General features: G+C 52.8%; 13 protein-coding genes. 10 read left to right on the forward strand and 3 right to left on the reverse strand.

What is annotated here, in order from left to right; genetic code table 11:
* Window positions 1-141: 141 nt before the first annotated feature.
* The 8 genes from MKY74_RS10235 to MKY74_RS10270 all read left to right on the forward strand — a co-directional run bounded on the left by MKY74_RS10235 (window position 142) and on the right by MKY74_RS10270 (window position 9716).
* Window positions 142-831: a response regulator transcription factor gene (locus tag MKY74_RS10235; protein ID WP_076170639.1), complete on the forward strand. Its 690-nt coding sequence runs from the start codon at window positions 142-144 to the stop codon at window positions 829-831.
* A gap of 3 nt (window positions 832-834) precedes the next feature.
* Complete coding sequence (locus MKY74_RS10240) at window positions 835-2292, forward strand: sensor histidine kinase (protein ID WP_076170638.1); 1458 nt, start codon at window positions 835-837, stop codon at window positions 2290-2292.
* 47 nt (window positions 2293-2339) lie between these two features.
* The gene (locus tag MKY74_RS10245) at window positions 2340-3296 is read left to right on the forward strand and encodes a 4-hydroxy-3-methylbut-2-enyl diphosphate reductase (protein ID WP_076170637.1); all 957 of its coding nucleotides are present in this window, start codon (window positions 2340-2342) and stop codon (window positions 3294-3296) included.
* Between the two features lie 338 nt (window positions 3297-3634).
* Window positions 3635-4693: a 3-deoxy-7-phosphoheptulonate synthase gene (gene aroF, locus MKY74_RS10250; protein ID WP_076170636.1), complete on the forward strand. Its 1059-nt coding sequence runs from the start codon at window positions 3635-3637 to the stop codon at window positions 4691-4693.
* A 260-nt stretch (window positions 4694-4953) separates the two neighbouring features.
* Window positions 4954-6378, forward strand: a complete 1425-nt coding sequence (glnA, locus tag MKY74_RS10255) for a type I glutamate--ammonia ligase (protein ID WP_076170635.1) — start codon at window positions 4954-4956, stop codon at window positions 6376-6378.
* A 1168-nt stretch (window positions 6379-7546) separates the two neighbouring features.
* Window positions 7547-8635, forward strand: coding sequence for a 3-phosphoserine/phosphohydroxythreonine transaminase (gene serC, locus MKY74_RS10260; protein ID WP_076170634.1), 1089 nt, complete (start codon window positions 7547-7549; stop codon window positions 8633-8635).
* A gap of 158 nt (window positions 8636-8793) precedes the next feature.
* Window positions 8794-9258: a tRNA (uridine(34)/cytosine(34)/5-carboxymethylaminomethyluridine(34)-2'-O)-methyltransferase TrmL gene (gene trmL, locus MKY74_RS10265; protein WP_076170633.1), complete on the forward strand. Its 465-nt coding sequence runs from the start codon at window positions 8794-8796 to the stop codon at window positions 9256-9258.
* Window positions 9259-9461: 203 nt separating this feature from the next.
* On the forward strand, window positions 9462-9716 hold the full coding sequence (locus tag MKY74_RS10270; protein WP_076170632.1) for an AbrB/MazE/SpoVT family DNA-binding domain-containing protein: 255 nt from the start codon (window positions 9462-9464) through the stop codon (window positions 9714-9716).
* 351 nt (window positions 9717-10067) lie between these two features.
* Here the strand turns inward: MKY74_RS10270 and MKY74_RS10275 are convergent, their stop codons facing one another.
* Both MKY74_RS10275 and MKY74_RS10280 read right to left on the reverse strand, forming a co-directional pair.
* Entirely contained in the window at window positions 10068-11135 is a 1068-nt protein-coding gene (locus MKY74_RS10275; RefSeq protein WP_076170631.1) for a phosphodiester glycosidase family protein, read from the reverse strand.
* Complete coding sequence (locus MKY74_RS10280) at window positions 11132-11539, reverse strand: uroporphyrinogen-III C-methyltransferase (RefSeq protein WP_179232120.1); 408 nt, start codon at window positions 11537-11539, stop codon at window positions 11132-11134. The genes MKY74_RS10275 and MKY74_RS10280 overlap by 4 nt, the downstream gene beginning before the upstream one ends.
* Before the next feature lie 297 nt (window positions 11540-11836).
* Here MKY74_RS10280 and MKY74_RS10285 point away from each other — a divergent pair, with 297 nt between their 5' ends.
* Together MKY74_RS10285 and MKY74_RS10290 are read left to right on the forward strand one after the other, a co-directional pair.
* On the forward strand, window positions 11837-12493 hold the full coding sequence (locus MKY74_RS10285) for a response regulator transcription factor (protein WP_076170630.1): 657 nt from the start codon (window positions 11837-11839) through the stop codon (window positions 12491-12493).
* A 97-nt stretch (window positions 12494-12590) separates the two neighbouring features.
* Window positions 12591-13814, forward strand: coding sequence for an aminotransferase-like domain-containing protein (locus MKY74_RS10290; protein WP_076170629.1), 1224 nt, complete (start codon window positions 12591-12593; stop codon window positions 13812-13814).
* On the opposite strand, the gene MKY74_RS10295 is transcribed toward MKY74_RS10290, so the two are convergent.
* Window positions 13811-14587 carry a DUF2161 domain-containing phosphodiesterase gene (locus tag MKY74_RS10295; RefSeq protein ID WP_076170628.1) on the reverse strand — a complete coding sequence of 259 codons (777 nt, stop codon included), beginning with the start codon at window positions 14585-14587 and terminating at the stop codon, window positions 13811-13813. The two genes, MKY74_RS10290 and MKY74_RS10295, sit on opposite strands and share 4 nt — an antisense overlap.
* Window positions 14588-14732 lie beyond the last annotated feature (145 nt).

Consider the following 14732-nt stretch of genomic DNA (forward strand, 5'->3'; position numbering starts at 1 on the left):
ATACGCTACGAGATGACAGCGGAAGGGAACTCCCTTCCGCTGTTGTCGTACCATGGTGCAAAGGAAAATGTTCACTGCTACAATAAGAAGCAGAGGCTTGTGCCATGATACAAGATAAAGAGATAAAGGAGTAGTCCGTTAATGCGATCGAAAATTTTGATTATTGACGACGATGAAAAGATCATTTCCATGCTGCGCAGGGGGCTGGCATTTGAAGGGTACGACGTCATTACCGCTAACAATGGGGCAGAGGGACTGAAGGTCATTTTGAACGGGGAGCCCGATATCGTCGTGCTGGACGTCATGATGCCGCAGGTGGACGGATTTGAAGTGTGCCGCAGGCTTCGGGAAGGCGGCAGTCAGGTGCCGATCCTGATGCTCACCGCCAAGGATGAAATCGAGCACCGGGTCAAAGGGCTTGACCTTGGGGCGGATGATTACCTCGTCAAGCCGTTCGCGCTGGAAGAGCTGTTGGCCCGGGTGCGCGCGCTGCTGCGGCGGAAGCCGGGGCAGGAGGAGGCCGGCGACCACCGGTTGACCTATGAGGACATCGTGCTGGACGTCGACTCCCGGGAAGTGCTGCGGGGCGGCAAGCGCCTCGAGCTGACGGCCAAGGAATTTGAGCTTCTTCATTTGTTTATGCAAAATCCGAAACGGGTGCTGTCCCGCGACTTAATTATGGATAAAATCTGGGGTTACGATTACAGCGGTGAGTCCAACGTGCTGGAAGTGTACATTGCGATGCTCCGTCAGAAGACGGAAGAACACGGAGGGAAGCGTGTCATTCAAACGATCCGCGGCGCAGGTTATATCCTGAGAGGGGATTCATAAGAGATGTCCATAAGATTGCGCTTGACCGCTTGGTATACCGCCATTCTGGCCGTAACGCTGATCGTCTTCGGTTCGGCGGTGTATGGGGTCGTCCACTTTAATACGTATAATTCCGTGAGAGAGCGGCTGGCTCAGCAGTATAATAAAATCGAGCCGACCGTGGTTTTGAACTGGAACCGCAGAAGTAATTATTTTAGTTTTGAGGCGCCTTCCGATTTAACCTCGCAGACTTTCGTGCAGATGATTGATTACGTAAATAATAAATTATCCGTTTCCGAAAACTTGGGGGCTTTAAACATTAAATTCCCTTATCCCGATTACAATCATGCGGTGAAACAGCAGGGTTTTAAAACCGTGTATATCCAGGGAAACCCTTTTTACCTATACCAGGGTACCATTACGGAAAGCACTACCGGCCAGGTGGTTGCAATGCTTCAGCTAGCCATTTATACGGGGCATGAAGTGGAACTGCTGACCTTGCTGCGGAATATTCTGGTCATCAGCGCAACGATCATGATCATCGTGGCCTCCTCGCTCGGTCTGTTCCTGGCCCGCAAATCTATGAGCCCGATCGGCAACGTCATCGAAGCGGCGAGCCAGATCCAGAACGGCCAGGACCTCAGCGTCCGCATCGATTACGACGGGCCCCAGGATGAAGTCGGACAGCTGATCGACACGGTCAACAGCATGCTGGGACGGATGGAGGGCTTTTATAAAAACCTCGAGGAATCTTACGCGACGCAGCGCCGGTTCGTGTCCGACGCTTCGCATGAGCTGCGGACACCGCTGACGACAATCCGCGGCAACGTGGATCTTCTGGAGAAAATGTGGTCAGACGAGGAAGGAGACCGTCCGAAGCTGGACGAAGCGACACTGAAGCAGATGACCCGGGAGGCCATCAGCGACATTGCCGACGAATCCAAGCGGATGAGCCGGCTCGTCGGCGACATGCTCTCTCTGGCCCGGGCCGACACGGGACGGACGTTTGACAAGCAGCCGATTCCGCTCGAAATTCTCGTGGAGGAAGTGGCCAGAAGGGCCCAATTCCTGCCGCGGCAGGCTGATTGGATCACCGGTGACTTTTCGATCCTGAACGGCGTCTATGTCAACGGCAATAAGGACTATATGCAGCAGATGCTGTTCATTTTTATTGAAAACGCATTTAAGTATACACCTGAAGGCCAAGTGACGTTTGACGCATTGCTGTATGAAGATCAGGTGGGCATCCGAATTGCCGATACGGGCATCGGCATGGACAAGGACGAGGTGCCGTATATCTTTGACCGGTTCTACCGTGCGGATCAGTCCCGCGGCATGACGGAGGGCATCGGGCTGGGCTTGTCCATCGCCAAATGGATTATCGACGAGCTGAACGGCTCGGTCGAGGTCGTTACTCGTCAAGGAGAAGGTACTACCTTCATTATCTGGCTGCCGGTCGTCTTTCCCGTCCCTTTGGAATAGGGTATAATGGTTAGGTTAAGGCATGCCAGAGAAAGCAGGTGAAAGTCATGGAAGTGATTAAAATTTCGCCCCGGGGGTACTGCTACGGCGTGGTCGATGCCATGGTGCTGGCGCGCCAGGCAGCCCAGAACCTGGACCTCCCCCGGCCGATTTATATATTGGGCATGATCGTGCACAACAGTCATGTCACGAATTCTTTTGAAGACGAAGGGATCATCACGCTCGACGGACCAAACCGGATGGAGATCCTGAACCAGGTGGACAGAGGCACGGTTATCTTTACCGCCCACGGCGTTTCGCCGGAAGTGCGGAAGCTGGCCCGGGACAAAGGTCTTACGACCGTTGACGCGACTTGTCCGGACGTCACCAAGACTCATGACCTGATCCGCGAGAAAGTGGCGGAAGGGTATGAGGTGATTTATATTGGCAAGAAGGGCCATCCCGAACCCGAAGGCGCCATCGGCATTGCGCCGGATCACGTTCATCTGATCGAGAAGGAAGACGAGATTGCCAATCTGCGCATATCCGCCTCCCGCATCATTATTACGAACCAGACGACGATGAGCCAATGGGACATTAAGACCATTATGAAAAAGCTGCTGGAGCTGTATCCGTCCGCCGAGGTCCACAATGAGATCTGCCTGGCCACCCAGGTGCGGCAGGAAGCGGTCGCGGAGCAGGCTGGACAAGCGGATCTGGTGATCGTTGTCGGCGACCCGCGGAGCAACAACTCCAACCGGCTGGCTCAGGTCTCCGAAGAAATTGCCAACGTCAAGGCTTACCGAATTGCCGACATTACCGAGCTGAAACGCGAATGGCTTGAAGGCATATCTAAAGTAGCTGTCACTTCCGGCGCCTCCACGCCGACCCCGATCACCAAGGAAGTGATCGCATATTTGGAACAATACGATCCGGAGAATCCGGATACGTGGGAAATCAAGCGCACGGTCAATATGAAGAAACTGCTTCCGCCCGTAAAAGCGGCAGGTAGCACCAAGGCGTAATTACGAATAAGATGAAGCGGGGCTTCCATTTAATGGGAGCCCCGCTTCTTTTTTTTCTAGACCATGATGATTTGCTGTCCCTGATATGATCTGGCCCTACAGAAGAAAATAGACCAGATCGGTAGGGGGAGGATGCCCATTTTAGATTTAGGGTTGACGGATAGGTGGATTTCCGATATAGTTGCTTTAGCGGATAAAAGCTTAAAAGCGAAAACGCGTTTAAGCGTATTAGTGAAGTGAGAGGCGAGAACGGTAGACCAGATAAAGATACCGAATCATTTGAAAATATACGAGAAGCGTACGCTGAAGCGAGGCGCTTCACAGGAGGAATGATAGCCATGATCGTAATTACATCCAATACAACTCCGGAAGAACAAATTGCGGATATTGTGCGTGTGATTGAAAAGGAAGGACTGCAGGCTTCTGTTTCCAAAGGCGCAGACCGGACGGTCATTGGGCTGATCGGTCAGGTCAACCCGCAGCTTGCTGAGCACCTGCGTCAAATGAAGGGAGTAGAGAATGTAGTGAAGATTACCAAATCATACAAATTGGCAAGCCGTGATTTTCATCCGGAGAACACGGTGATCAAGATAAAAGGTGTGGAAATCGGGGGCGACGAGCTCGTCGTCATGGGAGGACCCTGTGCGGTTGAATCCCCTGAGCAGATTGATGAAATTGCGGGCCTGGTGAAGGCTGCCGGCGGACAGGTGCTGAGAGGCGGGGCTTTCAAGCCACGGACAGGACCATACAGCTTCCAAGGGATCGGTGTCGAAGGTCTTATTATGATGGCTGAAGCAGGACAAAAGCACGGCCTGCTGACTATTACGGAAGTCATGACACCGGAATACGTGGATATCTGCGCCGAATATGCCGATATTTTGCAGGTGGGTACGCGGAATATGCAGAACTTTGACCTGCTGCGCAAGCTGGGGACCTGCGGTAAGCCGGTACTGCTCAAGCGCGGTTTCAGCGCCACCTACGATGAGCTGTTGAATGCGGCTGAGTACATCCTTGCGGGCGGCAACCCGGACGTCATGCTCTGTGAGCGCGGAATCCGTACATTCGAAAGCTATACTAGAAATACGCTGGATTTGTCGGCTATCCCTGTCCTGCAGCAGCTGAGCCATCTGCCGGTCATTTCCGATCCGAGCCACGGCACGGGCCGCAGAGAACTGGTTGAGCCTATGTCCAAAGCCTCGGTTGCAGCTGGGGCTAACGGACTGATTATCGAGATGCATACAGACCCGGACAACTCGATGACCGGAGACGGCGTGCAGTCGCTGTTCCCGGACCAGTTCGCTGCGCTTCTTAAAGACTTGGAAAAGCTGGCTCCGCTCGTCGGGCGTACATTCAGTACGTCCAAGGCGCCTGCTGAAGCCTTTAAAGTAGGAGTATAATATTTCCCCGGTAATACCGTATAGACATCGAAGCCTGCCGGCTGATTTTCCCCAGAAAATCGGTCCGTGCAGGCTATTTGCAATTAGTGCAAATAAAGTGTTGAAAAGTGTAAGGATACCTCACACCATTTTTAAAAATACCTTACATACATATTGACGATGTCAGGTTTGAAGTTTTATAATGACGACATAAATCATTAGATACTGAACGTTTACGTTTTAAATGCGGGGAAATGTTCGGAAATTGGGAGGAAGAGAGCATGTCGGTTGAAAACGTATTAAAAACAATTCAGGAGAAAGCAATTGAGTGGGTGGATTTCCGTTTCGTAGATTTGGCTGGCCGTGCGCATCACATTTCTTTGCCTGCCTCTGAAGTGGATGAAGAAACGTTCGTGAACGGGGTTGCGTTCGACGGCTCTTCCATCGCCGGTTTCCGGGGAATCGAAGAATCGGACATGGTTATGATGCCAGATCCGGAATCGATTTTTGTCGATCCATTCACCGCTCATCCGACACTGAACATCATGTGTAACATCAACACGCCGGACGGCGAGCGCTATGAGCGCGATCCGCGCAGCATTGCAGCCAAAGCCGAAGAGTATCTGCAACAGTGCGGCGTTGGTACGGCAGCCTTCTTTGCACCTGAATCCGAATTCTTTATTTTTGACGACGTCCGTTACGAAAGCGGCATGAACAGTTCTTCTTACTTCGTGGATTCCGAAGAAGCTTCGTGGAACACGAACCGTAAAGAAGAAGGCGGCAACCTTGGCTTCAAAGTACGCGTAAAAGGCGGATACGTTCCTGTTGCACCGGTCGACACCCAACAAGACATCCGCAGCGAAATGTGTCGTTTGCTGGAAGAAGCCGGCCTCCGCATCGAGCGTCATCACCATGAAGTGGCCACTGCAGGCCAAGCGGAAATCAATTTCCGTTTCGATACCCTGAAGAAAACAGCGGATAACCTCTTGCTGTACAAATACATCGTTCACAACACAGCACGTCAATACGGTAAAGTGGCTACTTTCATGCCAAAACCGATCTTTGGCGACAACGGAAGCGGCATGCACGTTCACCAGTCCATCTTCAATGGCGACGAGCCTTTGTTCTATGAAAAAGGCGCATATGCGAACCTGAGCGAAATGGCGCTGAACTACATCGGCGGTATCCTGTACCATGCTCCGGCCTTGATTGCCATCACGAACCCGTCGACAAACTCCTTCAAGCGTCTGGTTCCTGGCTACGAAGCACCGGTTAACCTCGTGTTCTCGAAAGGTAACCGTTCCGCAGCGATCCGTATTCCAGTCGCCGCTGTAACGCCTAAAGGCTGCCGCATCGAGTTCCGTACGCCGGACTCCACGGCGAACCCTTACCTGGCCTTCTCGGCTATGCTGATGGCCGGTCTGGACGGTATCAAGCGCAAAATCAATCCGGTTGAGCTCGGATACGGACCGATGGACAAAAACATCTATGAGCTCTCCGACGATCAAAAAGCGGAAATCCGCAGCGTACCAGGCACCCTGGACGAAGCATTGGACGCTCTGGAAGCTGATTACGACTTCCTTCTGGAAGGCGGCGTATTCACCAAAGAATTCATTGATAACTTCGTTAGCCTGAAGCGTGCTGAAGCGAAAGCCGTTTCGATCCGCGTGCATCCGCACGAGTACGGTCTGTACTTCGACTGCTAATTCGTATCAAGAAATGGCTGCCCTCTCCGGTCAGGGATGACTGGAGGGGCAGCCTCTTTGTTTGGGGGAGGGGACGCTGCGCGTACTCCGCATTCCTCCACTCGCGTGTTGGGGGCGCTCCGCAGCCACCGCATTCCTCCACTCGCGTGTTGTTTTCCCGTTTCTTGAACTAGCCGCTGTTTGCGGTAGAAACGGGAAAACAAAGGCGACCGCTGCGCTGTTCCGGAATTGCGGTGTCCGCTCCGCTAAGCAGGGGAGTATGTGTGGGCAGTTCGGGGAAGTAGTTGTGTGGTGCTCAGAGAGACAACACGTTAGCAGCCTCTACGAAGAGGGTGATGTGTCTGCCAAGGAGAGCCAAGCCTCCATGCGGCAGCATATGCCATGCCGGGCCAGCGTTCGTGTACATTCTGCGGGGCGCTCCGCAGCCACCGCATTCCTCCACTCGCGTGTTGGGGGCGCTCCGCGTCCACCGCATTCCTCCACTCGCGTGTTGTTTTCCCGTTTCTTGAACTAGCCGCTGTTTGCGGCAGAAACGGGAAAACAAAGGCGACCGCTGCGCTGTTCCGGAATTGCGGTGTCCGCTCCGCTAAGCAGGGGAGTAAGTGTGGGCGGTTCAGAGAAGCAGTTGTGCTGGTGCCTTCACGATGAGGTGATTTGTCTGGCAAAGAGAGCCAAGCCTCCATGCGGCAGCATATGCCATGCCGGGCCAGCGTTCGCGTCCATCGCATTCTGGGAGCGCTCCGCGTCCACCGCATTCCTCCACTCGCGTGTTGTTTTCCCGTTTCCCGAATTTAGCCGCTGTCCGCGGTAGAAACGGGAAGACAAAGGCGACCGCTGCGCTGTTCCGGAATTGCGGTGTCCGCTCCGCTGGGCATGGAAGTAAGTGCGGGTTGTTCGGGGGCAGCGAGCAGGAGTAGGACTGTTGGGAAAACTCCGGTGATGACGGTTATCGAGGTCCCCGGGCTGGCTCTGCCGAAAACTGTCGACTTTTGATGTGCCATTTCCTGCAGTGCTTTACTCCGTTAAATAAACTGTGTTAAAGTAATAGATAAAAACAAACGTCCGCAAGGCGTCATACTATGTGCTTTTTTGTACTTGATGGCCCTTGGGAATACTGCTATCATTGCCATATTATCATTCGCTATAAGAGAGAGGATGGGGAGTTGTTTTGACAAAGAGAGCATACAATTTTAACGCCGGCCCTGCCGCATTGCCGCTGGAAGTGCTGGAACGCGCACAAGCTGAATTCGTGGATTTCCGGGGGACAGGGATGTCCATCATGGAGATGTCGCACCGCGGCAAGGTCTATGAGGAAGTCCATAACGAAGCGCAAAGCCGTCTACTGTCCCTCCTAGGCAATCCTTCGGGATACAAGGTGCTGTTTCTGCAGGGGGGTGCCAGCACCCAGTTTGCGATGGTGCCGATGAACTTTCTGACAGCCGGCAAGACCGGAAGCTATGTCTTGACAGGAAGCTGGGCCAGCAAAGCGGAGAAGGAAGCACGCTTGATCGGAGAGACGCATATTGCCGCTTCTTCGGAGAACAATAAGTTTATGTCGATTCCGGATCTGAGAAGCATCGAAATTCCGGATAATGCCGCATACCTGCACGTAACGTCCAATGAAACGATCGAAGGCAGCCAGTACCAGCAGTACCCGGATACAGGCAGCGTACCGCTGATTGCGGACATGTCCAGCGACATCCTGTGCCGCGAGTTCGACGTGAATCAGTTCGACTTTATCTATGCGGGAGCGCAAAAGAACCTGGGACCCTCTGGCGTAACGGTCGTCATTGCCCGGGAAGAGCTGCTGGCCGAATCGCCGAAGCATATTCCGACGATGCTGCGCTTCAGCACGCATGCGGCGAACAACTCTCTTTACAACACCCCACCATCCTTTTCGGTATACATGGTCAACGAAGTGTTGAAGTGGATCGAAGAACAAGGCTCTCTAGCCGGCGTTGAGAAGATCAACCGGGAGAAAGCCGGCTTGATTTATGATACAATAGACAGCAGCGAAGGCTTCTACCGCGGACCGGTAGAGGCGGGCAGCCGTTCGATTATGAATATTACATTCCGTCTTCCTTCCGAAGAGCTGGAGAAGCAGTTTATTAAGGAATCGGAACAGGAAGGTTTTGTAGGTCTGAAGGGACACCGCAGCGTCGGCGGTCTGCGCGCTTCGATTTACAACGCCGTTCCTTACGAGAATGTTAAAGCACTGGCTGATTTTATGAACCATTTTCAAAAGAATCATGGGTAATGAAGCCTGAAGCCAGAACATCCATGAGTGAGCGCCTTTCGCCGTTTTTCGGCGAGAGGCTTTTTAAACTTTAACAATATCACTTGAACTAAAAAGGTGAAGCATGAGTAGCCTTTAGTTCATTTTGTATAGAAAATGAATGGAGTGGAAAACGATCTATGGCATTGCACATCGTACTTGTTGAACCTGAAATTCCCGCTAATACCGGCAATATCGCCAGAACCTGCGCAGCGACGGGAGCTCACCTGCATCTCGTGAAGCCGCTTGGTTTTCGCACTGATGACGCGACGTTGAAGCGTGCGGGTCTGGATTACTGGTATGCGGTTCATATTGAATACCATGAATCTTTTGCAGAGGTGCAGGAGATGTACGCCGGCCGGCGCTTCTTCTATGCGACGACAAAAGCCGACAAACGATACACGGACTTTCAGTTCCAGGATGAGGATTTTCTCGTGTTCGGCAAGGAAACGAAGGGACTTCCGGAGGAACTGCTTGCTGCCAACCCTGATACGTGTATGCGCATGCCGATGACGGATAAGGTCCGATCGTTGAACCTGTCCAATTCGGCGGCGATCATCGTGTACGAGGCGCTGCGGCAGCTCGATTATCCGGGGATGGAATAAGGACTGCATTTGGATACAATACACGGAAAAATTCAGCTTCTAAAATAAAGTAATAAAATTTTAATCCGGAGCAGGATTCGACATCGTCACATCGAACTATTAGAAAAGACCCATATTTCTGGATTGGAAAGTATGAATAATGATCACAGGGGGTACTTTCTAATCACTTTACATTCGATTAGTCATAGGGAGAGGTGTTGAACATGAAACCTGCCGGTGTTGTACGCAAGGTAGATCAGCTCGGAAGAATCGTCCTGCCGAAGTCACTTAGAAAACGTTATCAGATGAACGAAGGAGATCCTGTCGAGATTCTGGTGCAGGGGGACCACATCATTCTGGAACGTTACCGTCCGAAATGCGTGTTTTGCGGTTCGATGGACGAAGTGACGGAATTCAAAGAGCGGTATATTTGCGGCCAGTGTCAATCCGACATGCTGCAATTGCAAAAGCATGCATAACATTCATTTGGGCATCACGAGTTTTCGTGGTGTTTTTCTTTTATAGCCAGATCTGTTAATAACCTGGTTCGCTTAAATGGATCAGGTTTCCATGAAAAAAGGCTTCCTATACAGGAAGCCTCTTCGGCCTTACAGTCCTTTAGTTTTATCATCGTTATAAGCTGCGGTTAGGATGCCGACCAGGAACATTAGCAGCACCACCATACAAATCCAAAAAGTTAATGAGAACGACATTTAAGGCCACCTCCCGCTGAACTACCATTGCTCAATAAGCCTATTATACCCACACTTGCTGGAAAAATAAATGAATTCGTCATTTTGTTCATAATTTTTTTGCAGCTTAAGGATACATTATTTATAAAATAAAAAGTTGGTCGGGACCGGGCGCATGCTGCCGTCCGACGGGTGGTTGACCACCCTGCCGTTCAGCACCAGGGTCGAAGAGCCCCCGCCATCTAGATTATAGGCATCGATGACGCCGAGATGGAACATTTTACTCTGCAGCTCTTGGAGGGTGGCTCCCGAGCTGCCGTTTTCGTTGCGCCCGTCCACGACGATGATCAGCAGCTGGTCGTCTTTGTATTTGCCGATCACGGTCCGCGGCGCACGGTTGGGAGACTGCTTCCATTTGAGCGGGATTTCAACGGGCTGGCCGTTTTTTAGCAGCATCGGCACGAAGGTCGCCCCGAATTTGGGCTGCAGGCGGTCCAGTTCGGATTGATTCTGGAACTTGCCGCCGATAAGCTTGCCGGATTTGTTCAGCCCCACGAAGAAGAGATCCTTGAAGCTGGACTGGAATCCCGTAAGATACTCTCCATTCATGACGGTGGTGCTGAGCGGATAACGCTTGCCGCTGGTGTCGGCAAATCCTCCGGCATTGATCCCGGCCACGGCCCCGTGCCGGCTTACGGCCTGCATCGTCGTTTCGGAGCTTCCCAGCTTGTCCTTGGCAAGGCTCATGCCCATGGCAGAGGGATCCTTGAGCTTCACCTTCATGGCATATCCATTGTACACACCCGGGTTGACCTTGTAGAGCTCGATCCGGATTCGTTCGCTATCGACGCGTTCAATAGGGGCGCCGAGCTTGGACGTAATCCGTTTATTGTAGATGAACTCGGGACGTCCGGCTTGTGACTTGGCCGTCGCTTCGATCGCATTCATCGCTGAAGTCGTCTGCTTGTACAATCTGGACGTTTTGCTGATGGACGAAATGGTTAGTTTCACAGTTTTGTCGGCCTTGTCCAGCTCCTTCAGCAGCGAGTCGGTATGCGGCTTGAGCGTATCTGCCGGAACGTACGCTGCGGTATCGACCTGGATATGTAGGGGACCTAGGCTGAACAGCAAATAGATGAACAATCCAACGAACGGAGCGGTCACGAGCAGAAAAAAGCGGTTGATCTGTTTGATGCTTACATTCATTTGAGCAGATCCATCTTTTTCTGCAGCGTGTCCAGCTGTTTCTTCACTTCGTTCAGCTGGGTGTACAGCTTGTTGCTGTTATCGGTTTTGCTCGTGGCGTTATCCTTGGTGAACGTCAGCAGTTCGTTAAAGGACTGCACCTTGCTCTCCAGCTCCTTAACTTGCCCCGCCAGTTCGTTAAACTGAGCCTCGTAACTCTTTTTTAAATCGTTCATCTGGTTTTCCGTACTTGCCTGAAGCTGCTTTATCATTTCCTGTTTCACATGATTGCTATATAAATAGGCAGCGCCGATGCCCAGTACAATCAGCAGTATCCATATCAGGAGCACGAACTTGACGGAGGGTGGCTTCTCCCTCTTGGGCTGGTTTCCGAATGGTGCGGAAGGCCCTGTCGAAGTTTGCAATGTCATCACCTCGGTTTTCGTTGAATTTTTTCCAGTCCCCATTCTATCATTACCCTATTATTTTCGCAAAAATGAATACAAGTCATAAAAATACCTAAAAATAGATTGCACGAAATAATAGGGGTGCGATACAATCTGTTTAAGACTGATAGATTTATATTATACATAACCGTTTAGCGAGCCTTGATATGAAAATAGAAACGTCTTAAAACAAGCGTTTAACGCGCTTGTGAGCGGAGGAGAAACGCTGCTGTACTTTATATTCAATACGATCAGTACCAGGAGGTTACCATTGAAATGACGAGAGTTTGGCGGGTTGTGATTATCGATAGCCACCCCACAAGTATGCTGGGCACCAAATTGATACTGGAGGAACGGGAGAATCTGAAGGTAACGGGGATGGCCTCAACCTGGGACGAAGGATTGGTGCTGGTGATCGAGCACCAGCCCGATCTGGTTCTGTTGGACTACCAGATGCCCGAGGGAACAGCGGAACCGCTGCTGGAGAAGCTGAAAAGCAGTTCTCCGGAGAGCCATGTCCTCATCTTGACGGATCATGACGGTTTGAAGCTGCTGCATCCGATCATTCATCACGGGGGAAGTGGGATTTTGTCGAAACAGGCCTCGGCCTCCCAGCTCATGCTGATGATCGACGGGCTGCGCGAAGGCTTTGCCGCCCTGCCGATTGAATGGCTGAAGCAGGGGATCTGGCAGATGCAGGCGGCTCCCTCGGCGGAAGGGATGTTTGATCTGACCGAGACGGAGATTTTTATTATGGAACGGATCGTACAGGGGATTACCTACGATAAGATCGCAACGGAAATTACCGTCAGCCGAAGATCCATCGATAACTACCTGCGCAAAATTTACGTCAAGCTAGGGGTGTCCACACGGGCCCAGGCCATCGAAAAATTTGCGCTTCATTCACGCCAGAAGCGAGCGATGTACATTTGAATACGGCATAATTCCATGCGTCTCTGAATACATACTTTAGGGTTGCAAATTATATAGAGAGACCGAACCCAATAAGAGATAAATGGGAGGAGAGACCATGCAGTATTCCTTTGCGGCCCGTACGGAGGTCATGCTGTCGTCACCGCTTCATCTCATCCGGTCCTTGGCAAATCGGGAATCCTTCATTTCTTTTGCAGAGGAGCTTCCGGCCGAAGAGTTATTTCCCGTATCTTCCCTGGAGGCAGCAGCGGCAGCAGTGATTTCGAATAGTCCTACGGCACTTCAGTATGGGGAGCCGCAGGGCTTTTTGCCGTTGCGCGAGTGGTTGTCGGAGGACTGGAAGCGCACCAAGCGCATCGATGTAGGTCCGGATCAAATTCTGCTGACGACCGGCGTGCAGCAGGCAATGGATCTGCTGGCCCGCGTCTATGTGGAGCCAGGGGACCGCGTGCTTGTGGAAAGTCCGGCTTCGCCGGGATACTTGCAGGTGTTCAAGATGCAGGGGGCTGTCGTCATTCCGGTGGACAGCGACCAGAATGGCCTGATTCCCGAACGTTTGCTGGAACAGATTGAGCGGACGCAGCCGAAGCTGCTGGTAGCCTCACCGAATTTCTCCAATCCGACGGGGGTCCTTTGGAGCTTAGAGCGGCGCAAGGAAGTGCTTGACCTGTGCAGGGAGCACAGTATCCTCATTATAGAAGACAATTCTTACGGGGATCTTTATTTTGAAAAGTTATCGCAGCGGGAATTCACCAGTCTGTACCCCTCCCTGTTTGCGATGGACGGCTCGGGCAGCGGACAGGGGGTGCTCTACATCGGTTCGTTCAGCAAAACGATCGCCCCGGCGCTGCGTACGGGCTGGGCCGCCGGAAGCCGGCCGCTGATCGATATGCTGGCCGCCGCCAAGCAGCTGGCCGATTGGCAGTCCAGCACGCTGAACCAGCGCTTCCTGCACAACATGCTGGAATCCTCCGCTTTCGATATTCATGAGCATATCAAAATGCTGAACCGCGAATACGACACCCGCCTGAAGCTGATGAACGGGCTGCTGCAGCGGCCGGCTTGGCAGGATGCCAGCTACGTCATCCCCAAGGGGGGCATGTTTATCTGGCTTCAGCTGCCGGATGGGCTGGACAGTCTGGCCCTCTTGAAATGCGCCTTGGGTAAGGGCGCAGCTTTTCTCCCAGGCACGCTGTGCTACCCGGACGGGCGGGGAAGCGGCTGGATTCGGCTGAATTTCACTCACCCCGGCCGTGACGAGCTGCTGCTGGGCATGAGTCTGATCGGCGAAGCGATCGGCGAATTTACGGCGCGCAGCTAAGTCTTTTTGCGGCGTGAGGCGCGCGCCGGCGTGGCCGTTTCCACAAGAGCGGGCAAACTGGACGCCCCCGTCTCCAGGATGCCGGCATAGCGCTCCAGATCGGCGGTGCCTGCCGGCGTCAGGAGGTAGCGGCCGCGGGAGATCCGCTGGAACCAGCCGTAATAGTTGTTCTGCAGGATGGCCGCTGCATTCGGCACGCCGCTTTTCTCCCGCAAATGCGCGGGCGACAGGCCGCCTTCCGGTGCGCCTGCGAGGGCGCCTGCGACGCGAAGCGCTTTTTCCCGGTAAGCCGTCATCAGCTTCGCCCGGGTGGTGCCGCCGACGTTATAATCGCCGCTGCGCTCGCGGAATTCGTAGAGCAGCCGGGACTTGCGGACTTTCATCCTGCGGGTTGGCACGTAAGGCGTTCCCGGCTCGCAGAGCACTTCCACCAGCGGCTTCTTTGTTTTATAGAAGGTGACGGTGATCAGACCGACGCCCAGCCTGCGGCATAAACCGGTGATGTCATCCCAGCGCTGGTTCACGGCACCCCGCTTGCTGCGGTTGCGCTCCACCGCCAAATATACATGAGGGCTCAGCTTGAGACGTTCGACTCCCTGCAGCAGCAGGGAGAGGTTGAACGTCTTTTTCATTTCCACGATCAGCGGCTCTTCCTCGTCCGGATGCAAGCCCACCAGGTCGCAGTGGCGAACTTCGCCTTTGACCTCGTAGCCCTGCCGCTCAAAAAAAGCCTTCAATGGCTCGTAAAGTTCGGTTTCATGCTGGACGGACATGTTCAGGCTCTCCTTCTGCGGTGATCCGCTTCTGAATTCTTTGTTCATTATATCATTTCAAATGAAGAACCCGAATCCTAAGGGCAGATATCCCGCCGGGAAAGTCGCAGCACCCTTGCTTTTATAGAAAAAGACAATCTGACAT

Origin of the sequence: Paenibacillus sp. FSL R5-0378, assembly GCF_038009285.1 — a bacterium.
Lineage (GTDB): Bacteria > Bacillota > Bacilli > Paenibacillales > Paenibacillaceae > Paenibacillus_AQ > Paenibacillus_AQ favisporus.

Coding starts and splice junctions, on each gene's coding strand:
- MKY74_RS10235 (WP_076170639.1), top strand. CDS start 142: ATGCGATCGAAAATTTTGATTATTGACGACGATGAAAAGATCATTTCC.
- MKY74_RS10240 (WP_076170638.1), top strand. CDS start 835: ATGTCCATAAGATTGCGCTTGACCGCTTGGTATACCGCCATTCTGGCC.
- MKY74_RS10245 (WP_076170637.1), top strand. CDS start 2,340: ATGGAAGTGATTAAAATTTCGCCCCGGGGGTACTGCTACGGCGTGGTC.
- aroF (WP_076170636.1), top strand. CDS start 3,635: ATGATCGTAATTACATCCAATACAACTCCGGAAGAACAAATTGCGGAT.
- glnA (WP_076170635.1), top strand. CDS start 4,954: ATGTCGGTTGAAAACGTATTAAAAACAATTCAGGAGAAAGCAATTGAG.
- trmL (WP_076170633.1), top strand. CDS start 8,794: ATGGCATTGCACATCGTACTTGTTGAACCTGAAATTCCCGCTAATACC.
- MKY74_RS10270 (WP_076170632.1), top strand. CDS start 9,462: ATGAAACCTGCCGGTGTTGTACGCAAGGTAGATCAGCTCGGAAGAATC.
- MKY74_RS10275 (WP_076170631.1), bottom strand. CDS start 11,135: ATGAATGTAAGCATCAAACAGATCAACCGCTTTTTTCTGCTCGTGACC.
- MKY74_RS10285 (WP_076170630.1), top strand. CDS start 11,837: ATGACGAGAGTTTGGCGGGTTGTGATTATCGATAGCCACCCCACAAGT.
- MKY74_RS10290 (WP_076170629.1), top strand. CDS start 12,591: ATGCAGTATTCCTTTGCGGCCCGTACGGAGGTCATGCTGTCGTCACCG.
- MKY74_RS10295 (WP_076170628.1), bottom strand. CDS start 14,587: ATGTCCGTCCAGCATGAAACCGAACTTTACGAGCCATTGAAGGCTTTT.